This is a genomic window from Tessaracoccus zhenghani, from assembly GCF_055326325.1.
This window is the reverse complement of record NZ_JBUZNQ010000003.1, coordinates 506,587-522,306: the sequence shown is the minus strand read 5'-3', so window position 1 is coordinate 522,306 and position 15,720 is coordinate 506,587. Positions and strand designations below refer to the sequence as shown.

14 protein-coding genes are annotated in these 15,720 nt (G+C 69.0%); 11 read left to right on the top strand and 3 right to left on the bottom strand.

Annotated features, from left to right (window positions below):
- The first annotated feature begins 69 nt into the window (after window positions 1-69).
- A complete protein-coding gene (locus ACZK4S_RS09570) occupies window positions 70-1,833 on the top strand; it encodes a proline--tRNA ligase (RefSeq protein WP_463644089.1) in 1,764 nt (587 codons plus the stop codon).
- On the opposite strand, the gene ACZK4S_RS09565 is transcribed toward ACZK4S_RS09570, so the two are convergent.
- Window positions 1,830-2,774, bottom strand: coding sequence for a hypothetical protein (locus tag ACZK4S_RS09565; RefSeq protein ID WP_463644088.1), 945 nt, complete (start codon window positions 2,772-2,774; stop codon window positions 1,830-1,832). The genes ACZK4S_RS09570 and ACZK4S_RS09565 overlap by 4 nt on opposite strands.
- Before the next feature lie 70 nt (window positions 2,775-2,844).
- Between ACZK4S_RS09565 and rimP the strand changes: the two genes are divergently transcribed.
- From rimP to ACZK4S_RS09540, 5 genes are all read left to right on the top strand, one after another.
- Complete coding sequence (gene rimP, locus ACZK4S_RS09560; protein WP_463644087.1) at window positions 2,845-3,330, top strand: ribosome maturation factor RimP; 486 nt, start codon at window positions 2,845-2,847, stop codon at window positions 3,328-3,330.
- A 1-nt stretch (window position 3,331) separates the two neighbouring features.
- Complete coding sequence (gene nusA / locus ACZK4S_RS09555) at window positions 3,332-4,315, top strand: transcription termination factor NusA (RefSeq protein ID WP_459397527.1); 984 nt, start codon at window positions 3,332-3,334, stop codon at window positions 4,313-4,315.
- A 143-nt stretch (window positions 4,316-4,458) separates the two neighbouring features.
- Window positions 4,459-5,607 (top strand): resuscitation-promoting factor, encoded by a 1,149-nt coding sequence (locus ACZK4S_RS09550; RefSeq protein WP_076059269.1) that lies wholly within the window; start codon window positions 4,459-4,461, stop codon window positions 5,605-5,607.
- Between the two features lie 91 nt (window positions 5,608-5,698).
- Complete coding sequence (locus ACZK4S_RS09545; RefSeq protein WP_463644086.1) at window positions 5,699-6,811, top strand: baeRF3 domain-containing protein; 1,113 nt, start codon at window positions 5,699-5,701, stop codon at window positions 6,809-6,811.
- A gap of 61 nt (window positions 6,812-6,872) precedes the next feature.
- Window positions 6,873-8,738, top strand: a complete 1,866-nt coding sequence (locus ACZK4S_RS09540) for an LTA synthase family protein (RefSeq protein ID WP_463644085.1) — start codon at window positions 6,873-6,875, stop codon at window positions 8,736-8,738.
- Between the two features lie 24 nt (window positions 8,739-8,762).
- Here ACZK4S_RS09540 and ACZK4S_RS09535 read toward each other — a convergent pair whose 3' ends face one another.
- A complete protein-coding gene (locus ACZK4S_RS09535; RefSeq protein ID WP_463644084.1) occupies window positions 8,763-9,362 on the bottom strand; it encodes a hypothetical protein in 600 nt (199 codons plus the stop codon).
- Window positions 9,363-9,482: 120 nt separating this feature from the next.
- Here ACZK4S_RS09535 and ACZK4S_RS09530 point away from each other — a divergent pair, with 120 nt between their 5' ends.
- From ACZK4S_RS09530 to ACZK4S_RS09510, 5 genes are all read left to right on the top strand, one after another.
- Window positions 9,483-9,728 (top strand): YlxR family protein, encoded by a 246-nt coding sequence (locus ACZK4S_RS09530; protein ID WP_463644083.1) that lies wholly within the window; start codon window positions 9,483-9,485, stop codon window positions 9,726-9,728.
- A 179-nt stretch (window positions 9,729-9,907) separates the two neighbouring features.
- Window positions 9,908-12,829 (top strand): translation initiation factor IF-2, encoded by a 2,922-nt coding sequence (infB, locus tag ACZK4S_RS09525; protein ID WP_463644082.1) that lies wholly within the window; start codon window positions 9,908-9,910, stop codon window positions 12,827-12,829.
- Window positions 12,829-13,269: a 30S ribosome-binding factor RbfA gene (gene rbfA / locus ACZK4S_RS09520; protein WP_076059256.1), complete on the top strand. Its 441-nt coding sequence runs from the start codon at window positions 12,829-12,831 to the stop codon at window positions 13,267-13,269. Before infB ends, rbfA begins: the two co-directional genes overlap by 1 nt.
- Window positions 13,266-14,144, top strand: a complete 879-nt coding sequence (gene truB / locus ACZK4S_RS09515; protein ID WP_463644081.1) for a tRNA pseudouridine(55) synthase TruB — start codon at window positions 13,266-13,268, stop codon at window positions 14,142-14,144. Before rbfA ends, truB begins: the two co-directional genes overlap by 4 nt.
- Window positions 14,145-14,176: 32 nt before the next feature.
- The gene (locus ACZK4S_RS09510; protein ID WP_143570868.1) at window positions 14,177-15,073 is read left to right on the top strand and encodes a bifunctional riboflavin kinase/FAD synthetase; all 897 of its coding nucleotides are present in this window, start codon (window positions 14,177-14,179) and stop codon (window positions 15,071-15,073) included.
- On the opposite strand, the gene ACZK4S_RS09505 is transcribed toward ACZK4S_RS09510, so the two are convergent.
- Entirely contained in the window at window positions 15,058-15,651 is a 594-nt protein-coding gene (locus ACZK4S_RS09505; RefSeq protein ID WP_076059250.1) for a TetR/AcrR family transcriptional regulator, read from the bottom strand. The two genes, ACZK4S_RS09510 and ACZK4S_RS09505, sit on opposite strands and share 16 nt — an antisense overlap.
- Between the last annotated feature and the right edge of the window lie 69 nt (window positions 15,652-15,720).

Here is a 15,720-nt window from a genome sequence, read left to right as displayed (position 1 = left end):
ATCGTGCCCGTTCCGGGAGTCATTGTGGGGCTGGATTTCGATGTCTGTCCTGATGGGTAGACTCAGCCCGTGATTTCAAAGCTCTCCTCCCTGTTCGTTCGCACCCTCCGTGAGGACCCGGCTGACGCGGAGGTGCCCAGCCACCGGTGGCTGGTCCGCGCCGGGTACATCCGTCGAGCGGCACCCGGCATCTACTCCTGGCTGCCGCTGGGCTTGAAGGTGTTGGGCAAGGTGGAGGCCATCATCCGCGAGGAGATGAACGCCATCGGCGCGCAGGAGGTGCACTTCCCGGCGCTGCTGCCGCGTGAACCCTACGAGTCGACGGGCCGCTGGACGGACTACGGCGACAACCTGTTCCGCCTCCAGGACCGCAAGGGCACCGACATGCTGCTCGGGCCCACGCACGAGGAGATGTTCACGCTGCTGGTCAAGGACCTGTACAGCTCGTACAAGGACCTGCCGCTCTCGCTCTACCAGATCCAGACCAAGTACCGCGACGAGGCACGGCCCCGCGCCGGCCTGCTGCGCGGTCGCGAGTTCATCATGAAGGACTCCTACTCCTTCGACGTGGACGACGAGGGGCTGGAGGCCAGCTACCAACTGCACCGCCAGGCGTACCAGCGCATCTTCGAGCGGCTCGGCCTCGAGTTCGTGATCGTGTCGGCCATGGCCGGCGCCATGGGCGGCTCGCGCTCGGAGGAGTTCCTGGCCGTGGCCGCCAACGGTGAGGACACCTTCGTGCGCTCGCCCGGGGGTTACGCGGCGAACGTCGAGGCCGTGCGCGTCGCGCCCCCCGCGGAGCTGCCCGTCTCCGACGCGCCCGCCATGGCCGTCTTCGACACGCCTGGCGCCGGCAGCATCAACGCTGTCGTCGAGCTGCTCAACCGTGACCTTCCGGAGCGCACCTGGACGGGCGCCGACACGCTGAAGAACGTGCTGTTCATGGTCACGGACCCCGACGGTAAGAAGCGGCCCCTGGCCGTGGGTCTCCCTGGCGACCGCGAGGTCGACGCCAAGCGTCTCGAGGCTGCGCTGGAGCCCGCCGCTGCGGAACCCTTCACCGAGGACGACTTCAAGAACTACCCGGAGCTCGTCGTCGGGTTCATGTCGCCGGTGTCCATCGACGGGGGGCGGGTCCTGGGCAAGGAGTCCTCCACCAAGATCGAGTACCTCGTGGACCCGCGGGTCGTCACCGGCACGCACTGGGTCACGGGCGCCAACGTCAAGGACCAGCACCTCACCGGTGTCACGGCCGGGCGCGACTTCACCGCTGACGGTATCCTCGACGTCGGTGACGTCCGCGAGGGCGACCCGGCGCCTGACGGCTCCGGCCCGCTGACGCTGGCCCGTGGCATCGAGATGGGCCACATCTTCCAGCTCGGCCGCAAGTACGCCGAGGCCCTCGGCCTCAAGGTGCTGGACCAGAACGGCAAGCTCGTCACCGTCACCATGGGCTCCTACGGCGTGGGCGTGTCCCGCGCGGTGGCCGCCGTCGCGGAAGCCACCAGCGACGACAAGGGTCTCAGCTGGCCGCTGGGCCTGGCGCCGTTCCAGGTGCACGTGATCGCCACCGGCAAGGACGCCGAGGTCTTCGCGGAGGCTGAGCGCATCGCAGAGGCGCTCGACGGCAAGCGGGTCGAGGTGCTCTTCGACGACCGCAAGGCCAGCCCCGGCGTGAAGTTCGCGGACGCGGAGATCCTGGGCATGCCCATCATCGTGGTCGTCGGCCGCGGCCTGGCCAACGGGGTCGTCGAGCTGCGCATCCGCGCCACCGGCGAGAAGCGCGAGGTCCCCGTCGCTGACATCGTCGAGGAGGTGTTGGCCGTCCTCTAGGCCAACCACCCTGGCCACCAGGTGAGCGCCGTGCCGGTTTCCTGCACCGGCGCCACCTGGCCGCGCATGCCGGCGCGCCACTGCGGATCGGGATCCGCCGCGACCAGGCGTGCGAATCCGTTCAGGACCTGCGTCTCCAGCAACCCCCAGCCGGCGCGGATGGTCTCGAGGCTGTCCATCGTCGTGGGCAGGTCGAACGCCGCCGGTTGTTCGGGGGCTTCGGTGCCGAGCCTGTCGCGAAGGGTGTTGCGTAGTTCACGTGCCCGGTTGAGGCGGACCAGCCCCGTGGCGTGGAGGGCCTTGTCCTGGCTGATCCTGCCCAGGCCCACACCCAGCCCGTAGATCAGCGCCCACACATGGCCCAACAGGATGGGCAGTGACGCCTCGACGGTGGTCGTCTGCAGACGCCGCACGGCGGCCTCGCCCTCCACCGGCGCGACCTCCTGGTTGCGCAGGCCGAGCACCGCGGTGGACATCGAGGCGTAACACAACCTGAGGTCCCCGTCCCCGGCCCGGGTCGCCATCTCCTCGAGCGCATCCCCGGCACGGGAGACGGCGGCCTCGAGCCGGTTGGTCGCGACCCCGGGAGCGCTCGGGGCAGTGACGGGCGCAGCAGCCACCTCGAAGGGCTCCTGGTCGATGTCCGACAGCGGGTCCGGCACAGCGAGGCGGGCCACGTGGGCGTCGCACTGCGCGAGCGCAGCGACGGCCCAGGGCTGGGCCTCCCAGTGCGGGGAGTCGGCCAGCGCCGCGACGAGTGCGCGCAGATCCGCCACCGACTGGTGCGCCAGGGTGGCCTCCGGGGAGCGCGCCGGCTCAGGCGACGGCTCGGGCAGCGCAGCGGTGCGGGTGTCCGGCCCACCGAGAATCAGCGGACTCGTGGTGCATCCCGTGATTCCGAGGGTGAGCAGCGCAAGCGCGGAGCGACGGGAGACGGACATGCGGCCAGCGTAGTGCGTGGGTATGCTGGGGCCTCACAATCAGGCGTACAACCGGATACGGAGCACCCACATGCAAGAAGCCAAGTTGGTGGCTGTCATCGAGCCAATCCTCGTGCAGCACGGGTTGGAGCTCGACAGCCTCGATGTCACCCGTATGGGCAAGCGCTCCGTGCTCCGGCTCACGGTGGATGGCGAAGGCCCCCAGGGTCGCGGCCCGCTCCTCGACGACATCGCCTCCGCGTCGCGCGCCATCTCGGACGCGCTGGACGAGAGCCCGGTGGTGGGGGATCACCCGTTCACCCTCGAGGTGTCTTCGCGTGGCGTGAGCAAGCCGCTGACCGAGGCCAAGCACTTCCGCCGCAACACCGGCCGCCTGGTGCAGCTCTGGCTGGCGGACGGCGAGATCGTCGGCCGTATCGTCGGCGCCGATGAGCAGGGCGTCACGCTCGACGTGGCCGGCTCCGAGCGCACGGTGGCTCTCACTGACATCAACAAGGCAGTCGTCCAGGTGGAAATGAACCGCCCGGTGGACGGCGACGAGGACGAGGAGAACTGACATGGATGTCGATCTGGCTTCACTGACACTCATTGAGCGCGAGCGCGGGATCGATCGCGAGTATCTGCTCAAGACGCTCGAGGACGCGCTCCTCAACGCGTACAGCAAGACCCCCAACGCACTGCGCGGCGTGAAGGTCGAGATCAACCGGAAGACGGGCAAGGCCGCCGTGCTGGCCCCCGAATTCAACGACGACGACGAGATCATCGGCTACTTCGACGACACCCCGGAGGACTTCGGCCGGATCGCCGCCGCCACTGCGCGGCAGGTGATCTTCCAGCGGATCCGCGAGGCGGAGGACGAGCAGAAGTTCGGCCACTTCTCCGCCACCGAGGGCGATGTCATCGTCGGCATCGTGCAGCAGGACCGCGACTCCAAGGCCGTCCGCGTGCTGATCAGCAAGGGCGACCAGGACAAGTTCGAGGCACTCATGCCGCTGGCCGAGCAGGTTCCCGGTGAGGACTACAGCCACGGCCGCAGGTTGCGCGTCTATGTGGTGAGCGTCCGACGCGAACTCCGCGGCCCGCAGGTGATCGTCTCGCGCACCCACCCGCACCTGGTCCGCAAGTTGTTCGCGCTCGAGGTCCCGGAACTGGGGCAGGGCGTCGTCGAGATCTGCGAGGTCGCCCGCGAAGCCGGTCACCGCACCAAGATCGCCGTGCGGTCGCTGGACCCCAACGTGTCTGCCAAGGGCGCGTTCATCGGCCCCATGGGCCAGCGGGTCCGTGCAGTGACGAACGAGCTGGGGGAGGAGAAGATCGACATCGTCGACTACTCCGAGGACCCCACGGAGTTCGTGGCCGCCGCTCTCTCGCCCGCCAAGGTGCTGTCGGTGACGGTGGTCGACGAGCAGGCCAGGGCCTGCCGGGCGATCGTGCCGGATTACCAGTTGTCGCTGGCCATCGGCCGCGAGGGCCAGAACGCACGCCTCGCGGCCCGCCTCACCGGCTGGCGCATCGACATCCAGCCGGACGTCACAGCCTGACACCTTCACCCCTCCCCATTGAGGGGACAGACCCGGCCCCTGGCTGAGAGATTCTCAGAGTTCTTTTGGAATCCTCTCAGGCAGGGGTTAATCTGTTCTCGCTGGGAATCCAGCGATCCCCGATCAGAGGACTGTTCGAACAGATGGCGAAGAAGATCTGGACCCCGGTCATCGCAGGCGTCAGCGCCTTGGCACTCGTCGGCGGCGTGGGCGTTGCCAGCGCGCTGGACAAGGACGACGTCACCATGGTGGTCGACGGCGTGGCCAAGACCATCGCGGTCCGCGAGAACACCGTCGCGCAGGTCCTCGAACTCGAGGGCATCGAGCCCGGGCCCCACGACGTCGTCCTGCCGGCGCTGGAGACCACCGTCGTCGACGGCCTCGAGATCAGCATCGCCTACGCGCGCCCGCTCGACGTCACCATCGACGGCGAACAGCGCGAGGTCTGGACCACCGCGAAGAACGTCGGAGATGCCCTGAAGATGCTGCGCCTCGACGCCGCCGATTCCAAGCTCTCCGCCTCCCGTTCCGCGGCCATCGGCCGCGAGGGCCTCTCCGTCGACATCCTCACCGCCCGCGACCTGACGGTCACCGTCGCCGGGGCTGCCAAGCCCGTGCGCCTCGCCGGCACCGTCGCCGACGCGTTGGCCGAGGTGGGCGTCACCCCGGACGCCGACGACAAGGTGACCCCCAGCCCGGAAACCGCCCTCGAAGACGGCATGGGCGTCGTATTCGTCAGGGTCGACGTCAAGCCGTCCACCAAGAAGGTCGCGGTGGCGTTCGAGAAGACCACCAGCGAATCCAGCAAGATGCTCAAGGGCGAGAAGGAAGTCACCACCAAGGGTGTGGTCGGTGAAAACCTCGAGACCTACACCAACGTCTACGAGGACGGCGTGCTGAAGTCGTCCGCGCTCGTCTCCACCGAGGTGCTCAAGAAGCCGGTGAACCAGGTGACCACCGTCGGCACCAAGGTGCCGCCCCCTCCGGCACCGGAACCCGACGCTGCCCCCGCTGACAGCTCCGAGCCGGCCTCCTCGGGAGGCTCCGGCCTCGACCTGCGCCGCTCCTCCATGTGGGACACCATCGCGCGCTGCGAGTCGACCAACCGCTGGAACATCAACACCGGCAACGGTTACTACGGCGGCCTGCAGTTCAACCTGCAGACCTGGCGCAGCGTCGGCGGCACGGACTTCGCGGCCTACCCGCACCAGGCCACCCGCGAGGAGCAGATCACCGTGGCCAACCGTCTGTACGACCAGCGCGGCCTCCAGCCCTGGGGCTGCAAGCCCTGATCGTGATTCATCCACGATCTGTTCACAGCGTCGTGCCTGCTGGGTAGGGTTGATCGTCTACGGAACCGGACCCCAACGAAAGGTAAGGCCCATGACCGAACGGACACTGCCCAACCTCGACATCGTCGACGAGGAGTTCCTCGCCCAGGCGACCATCACCGAAGGGCCGTGGGTCAGCATCCTGCTTCCCACGCAGCGCACCGGCCGCGAGACACTCGCCGCCAGATCCCAGTACGAGAACATGCTGAAGCTGGCTGAGGGCGAGCTCGCTGCCAGAGACGGGCTGGCCGAGGTGCTGCCCGCCCTGCGCGAGCTCGTCGCAGACCGTGAGTTCTGGCTCCACCAGTCGGACGGTCTGGCCGTGTACGCCGCACCGGGGGCGCTGCGCACCTTCCGGTTGCCGCTGGCGTTGCGCGAGGAGGTCTGTGTGGGCGACCACCCCAGGCTCGCACCCCTCGTGGGTGTGCTGTCAGCGGTGGGCGGTTCGTTCGACGTGCTGGCACTGTCCGCCAACCGTGTGCGACTGTTCGAGGGAACGCGCAACGCGATCGGGGAACTGTCCCTCGGTGAGGACACGCCGACGGCGGTGGACGAGGTCTTCATCGGCCGCGATCACCAGGTCCAGTTGCAGAGCTCGGCGCAGAGCCGCGGCGGCGACATGGCCAACTTCCACGGGCACGGCGGGGACAGGGACGTGGCCGCTGTGGACCTTGAGCGGCTCTTCCGCGACATCGCCACCGCCGTGGACGAGGTGCTGGGCCGGGGTGCCACCCGTCCGCTGGTCCTGGCCGGCGTCGCGGAACACGGCGCCACCTTCCGCTCCATCAGCGGGCGCAGGAACATCGTCGACGAGATGGTGACCGGCAACCCGGACAGGTTGAGCGCCCAGGAACTGCACGCACGGGCCTGGCCCATCGCGGAGCGCGCGTTGCGCGAGGACGACGCCCAGTTGGCTGACCGCTACAACGAACTGGTGGGCACGGGCAGGGCCTCGGAGGATCTGGCCGGCATCGCCACCGCGGCGGAGGAGGGCAGGGTCGACACTCTGCTGCTCCGCCGGCCGAGCGCGGCGCCGGACGGGCAGCCCCACCTGGTCGTCGACGAAGTGGATGCCGTGATCGCGCACACGCTGCGCAATTCCGGTTCCCTGGCAGTGAGCGAGGACTCGGCGGCGCCCCCGGTGCGGGCCATCTTCCGGTACTGAGAATGGCGCCGTGAACGGCGCTTTGGAGTGACACCTGCAGGCAAGTAGCATTGCTCGCTCCATGACTGTTAACTCTGAGTCCACCTCTCGTTCACCTGCCGAACGCTGGCCATGGGGACGGTTGGCCGTTCTCATGGCGCCGTTCGCGGTGCTCGGGGTCTGGCTGAAGGTGGTCCGGATCGACCGGTTCTACCCCAGCGCGGGGCTCGCGGAGAGGGCCACGAAACTGTCCTCCGACGTCGCCTTCGGCCTCTTCTGGTGTGTGCTGTGGGCCGTCACCCTCCTGTACCTCCGCCGGCCCAGGCTACGCTCCGCCGCGGTCGTGCTGGCCCAGGTGCTCACCGCAGCCATCGGCGTCTTCATGGTCGTGAACCATTCCTATGCACTGCGCACCGGCAACCCGTTGACGCCGGCCCAGATCGCGCTGGCGGTCCGCGAGGCCGAAGCCCTCTCCGGGCTCCTCGGTTCGCAGGTCGACGCCACGTTCATCGGCCTCCTGGTCGGCGTCGTCCTGTGGTCCCTGGTCGCCCCGCTGCTCCTGGGGAAGGTGTTCGCGCGCCTGTTCAAGGGCGAGGCCGGGCCCGTCACCCGACGCGTCGGCCTGGCTGGCGCGGTGCTGCTGCTCATCGCCGCCACGTGGACGGCGCCCACCGCGTCCGCCTCGTTCGCGCTGTCCCCGGCTGTGCAGTTGGCCGTCTCTCCCATCAAGGAGGCGGCCGCCTATCCGGAGGCCTTCGCCTCAGGGGCGCCGCTGGCTGATCCTGAGAGCACGCGGTTGGTGCCGCGGCCGGGGGAGCGGCACCGCAACGTGGTGGTCATCACCCTCGAGTCCCAGCGGGCCACCTCCGCCCTGCCTGAGACGCGCCAGCCTGTGACCCCGGTGCTCGACGCCCTCGCTGAGCAGAGTGTGCGTCCGGAGCGGGGCTACACCGTGCTGCCCCACACCTCTAAGTCGCTGGTCTCCATCCACTGCGGGATGGCGCCGCCGCCGGACAATCGCAACACCGAGGCCGACGAGAACGGGCTGCCGCAGCGCTGTCTGCCTGAACTCCTGGCAGATGAGGGCTACAGCACCGCCTTCTTCCAATCGGCCACGGAACACTTCGAGCGGCGCCGCGGCACCGCTGCGAACCTGGGCTTCCAGAAGTTCACCCCGGTGGACGGCATGGACAAGACCGGCTTCAGCAAGGCCAACTACTTCGGCTACGAGGACGACATCATGCTGGAGCCGGTACGCCGCTGGCTCAAGAGGCAGGACGGGCCGTTCATGCTGGGCATGCTGACGGTGACCGCGCACCACGACTACAACGTCCCGGGCTACGAACTGATCGACTTCGTGGACCGCCCGCTGATGAACAAGTACCTCAACGCCGTGCACCTGCAGGACCGCTTCGTCGGCCACGTGATCGACCTCTTCAAGGAACTGGGCCTCTACGAGGACACGGTGTTCGTGATCTCCGGTGACCACGGTGAAGGCTTCGGCGAGCACCAGCTCTACCAGCACGACAACACCATCTACGAAGAGGGCATCCGGGTGCCCATGCTGGTGCACGACCCCCGTCGGGCGCCGGAACTGATCGAAGGGCCGGCCAACCAGCTCGCCCTGATGCCCACCGCCGTCGACGCGCTCGGCTTCGACCTGGTCAGTGACGTCGAGTACCGGCCCTCGTTGTACAGCGGGGAGCCGCAGGGGCCGGTCATCGTGAGTTGCTGGGTCCGGGGGCGCTGCACTGCGGTCCTCGACGGCGACCGCAAGCTGATCCACCACTTCGGGGATCGCCGCGACGAGGTGTTCAACGTCGCCGAGGACCCGGGGGAGCTCACCGATCTGGTGACCGGGACCGATGCCGACTGGATGGAGCGCGGGCGTGAGTTGGCCGTCGGCTGGTACCTCGACGTCGAACGTTGGTACGCGCCGGAGGAGTGACCTCCGGCGCACCCGGGCAGCGGGTCAGCGACGGGGGCCGCCGTGACCTCGGACCCCGACGATCCCGGCGTCGATGGCCTTCTGGACGGCGTCGGCCTCAGACTGCGTCAGCTCGCCGTCGGTGACGGCCTTGTCCAACACCTCCTTGTCCTCGGCGGCCTGTACGGCCTGGCGTTCCTCGCGCAACTCGGTGAGGGCTTCGGTGACGCTCGCCTCCTCCAAGCCCAGTTCTTCGGCCAGCGCCTTCGCGAACGCGGCCTGGTGTTCGGCGCGCAGCGCATCGCGCTCTTCCTGCGTGTCCGGCATGGTGGTGGGTTCGGACGGCCGGGCTGCGTCCCTGGCTGTGGCCATCGCTTCCGCGAGATCGGACTCGTCAACCCCGAGCTTCTCTGCGAGCGCCGACACATCCATGCCCGGCATGCCGCTGCGGTGCTCTCCGCCGAGCCTGCCGCGCCCCTCCATGCCCCACCCCTGCGCCTGCCGCGATGGTTGGGTGCTCTCGGTGGCAGAGGTGCTGGGAGAGGGGCTGGGCTCAGTCGTCTCAGCGTTGGCCAGCGTGGCTGCGCCGAGGCCGAGTCCCGCGGCCATCGCTGCTGCGGACACTCCGGCGATGATCTTGTTCATGGGAGGCTTCCTTCCGGTGGGTCGGGCGGTGCTGCCCGATGCCCCCAGCTTCGTGAGCGCTCCTGTGGGGTGCCTGTGCCGCGGCTGGGTGGCCGCTGCGAACTTGGCTAGTCTGGCGGGGTGAATCCTCAACGCACCTGCATCGGGTGCCGCGCCGTCGACGATCAGACGACGTTGGTCCGGCTCGTCAGGCAGGGCGCCACAGTCGTCGACGGCACCTCGCCCCGCCTTGCCGGTCGGGGGGCCTACGTCCATTCCCACTGTCTGGAGCTCGCCGAGCGACGCCACGCCATCCGTCGCGCGTTCGGCGCCGGGGCCGAACTTGACCCCGCCGCGCGCTCTGCAATCCTGCGGAGTGGAAGCTGACGCTCAGGCAGGTTATGATGGTGGGCGGCCTGCGCTGTGCGCGGCCACATCGTTCAAACGCCCGGAAGGGCTACAACCAGAAGGTGGGCTGGAAGCTCATGACCACTCGATGAGAACCCAACGATGACCAAACACAACTAGGTCCGCGCCTTGGAGGTCGGGCCGCTTGAAGGAGAGTAGTGGCAAAGCCTCGCGTCCACGAGATCGCCAAGGAAATAGGTAAGACCAGTAAGGAACTGTTGTCCTGGCTGGGTGAAAACGGAGAATACGTCCGTGGCCCGTCCTCGACGTTGGAAGCACCAGTCGTGCGCCGCGTCCGGGAAGCATTCACCGCCAAGAGCGATGCGCCTGCGCAACCCAAGCAGTCCCGTCCCGCACCGAAGGCAGCGGCTCCGGCCCCCGTCGTCGAGACACACCTTGACACCCCGGTGGCCACCCCTGGCGCACCTGACACGTCGGCCCCCGCCGTCGACGAGGCGCCCCAGGCGTCCGCACGGCCCCAGGCCGGCCCGCGCCCGGGCCCCAAGCCGCCCGCGGCTGCCCCCAAGCCGCCCGCAGCGGCCCCCAGGCCTGCTGCACCCGCGGCGCCTTCCGCTCCGGCAGCACCTTCAGCACCGGCCGCACCCGCGGCCTCCGCTGCGCCCGCTCCCGCCGCTCCCAAGCGCCCGGCCGCTCCGGCGGCGCCGTCCGCCCGTCCTTCGGGCCCGGCTCCCAAGCCCGGTGCTCCCGGCCCGCGTCCCCAGGCTCCTTCGCCCGGCCCGCGCAAGCCCGGCGCACCCCGTCCGGGGAACAACCCCTTCGCCCCGTCCCAGGGCATGGGCACCCAGCAGCGTCGCGGCCCCCGTCCTGACGGCGCTCCGCGTCGTGAGGGTGGCGCGCCCCGTCCGGGCGGCACCGGCGGTCTCCCGTCGGGCGTCCCGCGTCCCGGTGGCACGGGCGGTCTGCCCGGCGTACCGCGGCCGAATCCCGCGATGATGCCCAAGCAGGCCAACCCGGCGCTCGGCCGCACAGGCGGCCGCGGTCGCCCGGCCGGTGGCCCCGGCGGCGGTCGTGGACGTCCCGGCGCTGGTGCTCCGGGTCGTCCCGGTGGCGCCGGCGGTGCTCCCGCCTTCGGTTCAGGCCCCATGGGCGGTGGCCCCGGTGGTGGCCGTGGCGGCGGCGCAGGCCGTGGCCGCGGCGGCACACAGGGTGCCTTCGGTCGTGGCGGTGGTGGCGCAGGTCGCCGTCGCAAGTCCAGGAAGCAGCGTAGGCAAGAGTTCGATCAGATGGAGGCGCCGGCAATTGGCGGCGTGCGCGTCCGGAAGGGTGACGGCCAGACCGTTCGCCTGCGCCGTGGCGCGTCACTGACGGACCTCGCCGAGAAGATTGGCGTGGACGCGGCGTCGCTCGTACAGGTGCTGTTCCACCTGGGCGAGATGGTCACCGCAACGCAGTCGGTCGCAGATGACACCCTCGAGGTGTTGGGCGCTGAGCTCGATTACAACATCGAGGTCGTCTCGCCCGAGGACGAGGACCGCGAACTGCTTGAGAGCTTCGATCTCGAGTTCGGTGAGGATCTCGGCGACGAGGACGACCTGGCGGCCCGCCCGCCGGTCGTGACCGTCATGGGCCACGTGGACCACGGTAAGACGCGCCTGCTGGACGCGCTGCGGCATTCCAATGTCGTCGCCGGCGAAGCGGGTGGCATCACCCAGGCCATCGGCGCCTACCAGGTCGAGACCGGCGTCGACGGCGCTGATCGCAAGATCACGTTCATCGACACCCCGGGCCACGAGGCGTTCACCGCCATGCGTGCCCGCGGCGCGAAGTCCACGGACATCGCGGTGCTCGTCGTGGCTGCTGACGACGGCGTGATGCCGCAGACCATCGAGGCGTTGAACCACGCCCAGGCTGCGGACGTCCCGATCGTGGTCGCGGTCAACAAGATCGACAAGGAGTCGGCGGACCCCGTACGTGTGCGTGGCCAGCTCTCCGAGTTCGGCCTGGTGCCTGAGGAGTACGGCGGCGACACCCAGTTCGTCGACGTCTCCGCGGCCACCATGCAGGGCCTGCCGGAACTGCTGGAGGCCATCGTGCTGACGGCAGACGCCGCGCTGGACCTCCGGGCCAACCCGGACATGCCGGCGCAGGGCGTGGCCATCGAAGCGCACCTCGACAAGGGTCGCGGTCCCGTGGCCACCGTCCTGGTGCACCGCGGCACGCTCCGCATCGGCGACTCGATCGTGGCCGGCTCGGCCCACGGCCGCGTCCGCGCCCTGATCAATGACCAGGGCGAGACGATGACCGAAGCCCCGCCGTCGATGCCCGTCCAGGTGCTCGGCCTGACGTCGGTGCCCGGCGCCGGCGACAACTTCCTGGTTGTCGACGACGACCGCATGGCCCGCCAGATCGCTGACAAGCGTGAGGCCCGCATGCGTGCCGCCCAGCAGGCCAAGTCCGGCCGTCGCAAGACGCTGGACCAACTGTTCGAGCAGCTCGAGAGGGGCGAGACGCAGGAACTGCTGCTCATCCTCAAGGGCGACGGTGCAGGTTCCGTCGAAGCGCTGGAAGACGCGCTCAGCGGCATCGAGGTCGGCGAAGAGGTGTCGCTGCGAGTCATCGACCGCGGTGTCGGTGCCATCACCGAGACCAACGTGTCGCTGGCCGCCGCGTCCAAGGCAGTCATCATCGGCTTCAACGTGCGGCCCACGCCGCACGCGGCCCAGATGGCAGACCGCGAGAACGTCGACATCCGCTTCTACTCGGTGATCTACTCGGCCATCGACGAGATCGAAGCAGCGCTCAAGGGCATGCTCAAGCCGATCTACAAGGAAGAAGTGCGTGGCCAGGCGGAGATCCGCGAGGTCTTCCGCTCGTCCAAGTTCGGCAACATCGCGGGCTGCATGGTCCTCGACGGCACCATCAAGCGCAACGCCAAGGCGCGCCTGTTGCGTGACGGCGTGGTCGTCTCCGAGACGACCGTGGCTTCGCTGCGGCGTGAGAAGGACGATGCCACCGAGGTCCGCGAAGGCTTCGAGTGCGGTATCACGTTGACGTACAGCGACATCAAGATCGGTGACGTCATCGAGACCTTCGAAATGGTCGAAGTGGAGCGTGACTGATGGTCGGACCCCGTAACGCGAAGCTCGCGGATCAGATCAAGGTCATCCTGGCCTCGACCATCGACCGCCGCGTCAAGGACCCCCGTCTGGGGTTCGTGACGATCACGGAGGTGCGGCTGACCGGCGATAACCGGGAGGCCACCGCCTTCTACACCGTCCTCGGCGACGAGGCGGACCGTGCGGGGAGCGCCGCGGCGCTGGAGTCTGCCAAGGGCATGCTCCGCTCCACGATGGGTCAGCAGCTGGGCATGAAGTTCACGCCCACGCTGGAGTTCGTCCTCGACGCCACGCCGGAAACGGCGCGGCACATCGAGGACCTGCTCGCCCAGGTCCAGGCCCACGACGCCGCAGCAGCTGCTGCGGCGGCCGGGAAGGAGTTCGCCGGTGAGGCGGACCCCTACCGGAAGCCGCGGGACGACGAAGACAACGAAGAAGAGTGAGTAACGCGCAACCGGCCGTCCCCTCGGGCCTGGTGATCATCGACAAAGAGTCGGGGCTCACCTCGCACCAGGTGGTCGGCCGGTTGCGCCGTCTTCTGGGTACCCGCAAGATCGGCCACGCCGGCACTCTGGATCCCATGGCCACCGGCGTGCTCATCCTCGGGGTCAACCGCGCCACCCGCCTGCTGGGCCATCTGGCCCTGCACGACAAGCGCTACCTGGCCACAGTGAGGCTGGGGCAGTCGTCGCACACCGATGACGCCGACGGCGACCTCACGGAGGTCGCGGACGCCTCGACCGTCAGCACCCCGCAACTCGAGGAAGCCCTCGCCCCGCTCCGTGGGGCCATCCTCCAGCGCCCCAGCGCCGTCTCCGCCATCAAGGTGGACGGCAAACGTTCCTATGCCCGAGTCCGCGCGGGAGAGGCTGTGGACCTGCCTGCCAGGCCGGTCACCGTCTCCCGCCTCGACCTGTCGGCGGTGCGGCCGGTGGGCGCCTTCCTCGACGTCGACATCGACGTGGAGTGTTCGTCGGGCACCTATATCCGCGCCATCGCCCGAGACCTGGGGGAGGCCCTGGGGGTCGGCGGCCACCTCACGGCGCTGCGCCGCACCCGCATCGGCGGTTATTCGCTCGACGATGCGGTGACGCTCGGCGACGAGCCTCCCGCCCTGATGAGCATGGCGGACGCAGCCCGGCTCAGCTTCCCCGTGATCGACCTGACTGAAGACGAGGCCACCGACGTGCGTTACGGGCGCCCCCTGCGTCGTCCCGTGCCGGCCAATCCCACCGGCGTCATCTCCCCGTCCGGGGAACTCCTTGCGCTGTACCAGCCCGACGAGGATGGCTCCAGGCCTGTTGCGGTGTTGGTCTGAGCGTGCCAGATTTACCCAGTGTGGAGACTTCCGTGACTGAATCCGTGGTGGTGATCGGCAACTTCGACGGCGTGCACACGGGGCACCAACAGGTGCTCGCCGAAGCCGTCCGCGACGCCGACCACCCGCTCATCGTCGTGACGTTCTGGCCCCACCCCGTCACGGTGCTGCGGCCCGACAAGGCCCCCAAACTGTTGAGCGACCTGCGCTCCCGCATCGAACTGCTGAAGCACGCCGGGGCCCACGAGGTGCGGGTCATCCAGTTCAACGATGAGGTTGCCAACCTGTCGCCCTCGGAGTTCGTCGAACGCTTCCTCGCACCGCTCCACCCGGTACGGATCGTCGTCGGCGCCAATTTCCGCTTCGGGCACAGGGCCGCGGGCAATGTGGAGACGCTGGCCAAGCTGGGGGAGGGCCGCTTCGAGGTTCGTCCGCTGCCGCTGTCCTCCATCGACGACGAGGTGTCGTGTTCCACCAGCATCCGCTCGCATCTTGCGGAGGGCGACGTCGCCGCCGCGGCGCAGCACCTGGGCCGGCCGTTCCGGTTCCGCGGCGTGGTGGTCGTCGGCGACCAACGGGGGCGCGAACTGGGGTTCCCCACCGCGAACCTGACCGTCCCGCACGACATGGCAGTGCCTGCCGACGGTGTGTACGCGGGCTGGGTCACCGTCCTGGACGAACCGGGGGCGGAGCCCATGCCGGCGGCCATCTCGGTGGGCACGAATCCCACCTTCGACGGGTCAGACCACCGGGTGGAGAGCTATGTGCTGGACCGCACGGACCTCGAGCTGTACGGCTCTGAGATCGCCGTCGATTTCGTGGCACGGCTGCGGGGGCAGGTGCGTTTCGAGGGCATCGACGCGCTCGTCAAGCAGATGGGCGCCGACGTGGAGGCCACCCGTCGAGCGCTGGCTCAACCGCCCCAGTAACAGATCGAGGCGCGCATCAGCGTCTCGTACGCCGCATCCAGATCCACGTCGTCCCCCATCAGGGAGTGGGCCAGGAGCCCGTCGAGTTCCAGCGTGACGAACCCGTGCACGGAGGACCACAGCTGGACGATGATCTCCTCGCCGCCACCGGTGAACAGATCCGCCTCGAGGCACCGCTGCACGCAGTCGCGCAGGGGCTCGACCGCGTGGCGGGTACGCTCCCGGATACCGTCCGGGGAATCACCGTGTCGTCGGCCGAACATCACCGGGTACATCTGGGGGTTGGCGAGCGCCCATTCCCGGTAGGCGCATCCCATGCTCAGCAGGTCTGCCAGTGGGTCGTCGGTGGCCCGGACGACGGTGGAGGCGACGAAGCTCTCGATCGCGCGCTCATACACGGCGTCCAGCAGCGCGTCACGGGAGCCGTAGAGCGAGTAGATGGCTGACGTCGAGGTGCCGGCCGACTGGGTGATGCGACGCAGGCTCAGTGCGGCTGGGCCCTCAAGCCCGACGATCCGGGTCGCCTTCTCCAGAAGGACCTCAGCGAGTGCCTCGTCGTGCACCTTCGGGCGAGCCATATCCCCTGCCAACCAATCCGTTGTCGTCAACCTGGCACCGGACGCCCTCCGTCGGAGTGCGCTGATGGC

Excerpts from the sequence above, each read along its gene's own strand:
- ACZK4S_RS09565 (WP_463644088.1), bottom strand. The coding sequence starts at position 2,774 with ATGTCCGTCTCCCGTCGCTCCGCGCTTGCGCTGCTCACCCTCGGAATC.
- rimP (WP_463644087.1), top strand. The coding sequence starts at position 2,845 with ATGCAAGAAGCCAAGTTGGTGGCTGTCATCGAGCCAATCCTCGTGCAG.
- nusA (WP_459397527.1), top strand. The coding sequence starts at position 3,332 with ATGGATGTCGATCTGGCTTCACTGACACTCATTGAGCGCGAGCGCGGG.
- ACZK4S_RS09550 (WP_076059269.1), top strand. The coding sequence starts at position 4,459 with ATGGCGAAGAAGATCTGGACCCCGGTCATCGCAGGCGTCAGCGCCTTG.
- ACZK4S_RS09545 (WP_463644086.1), top strand. The coding sequence starts at position 5,699 with ATGACCGAACGGACACTGCCCAACCTCGACATCGTCGACGAGGAGTTC.
- ACZK4S_RS09540 (WP_463644085.1), top strand. The coding sequence starts at position 6,873 with ATGACTGTTAACTCTGAGTCCACCTCTCGTTCACCTGCCGAACGCTGG.
- ACZK4S_RS09535 (WP_463644084.1), bottom strand. The coding sequence starts at position 9,362 with ATGAACAAGATCATCGCCGGAGTGTCCGCAGCAGCGATGGCCGCGGGA.
- rbfA (WP_076059256.1), top strand. The coding sequence starts at position 12,829 with ATGGTCGGACCCCGTAACGCGAAGCTCGCGGATCAGATCAAGGTCATC.
- ACZK4S_RS09505 (WP_076059250.1), bottom strand. The coding sequence starts at position 15,651 with ATGGCTCGCCCGAAGGTGCACGACGAGGCACTCGCTGAGGTCCTTCTG.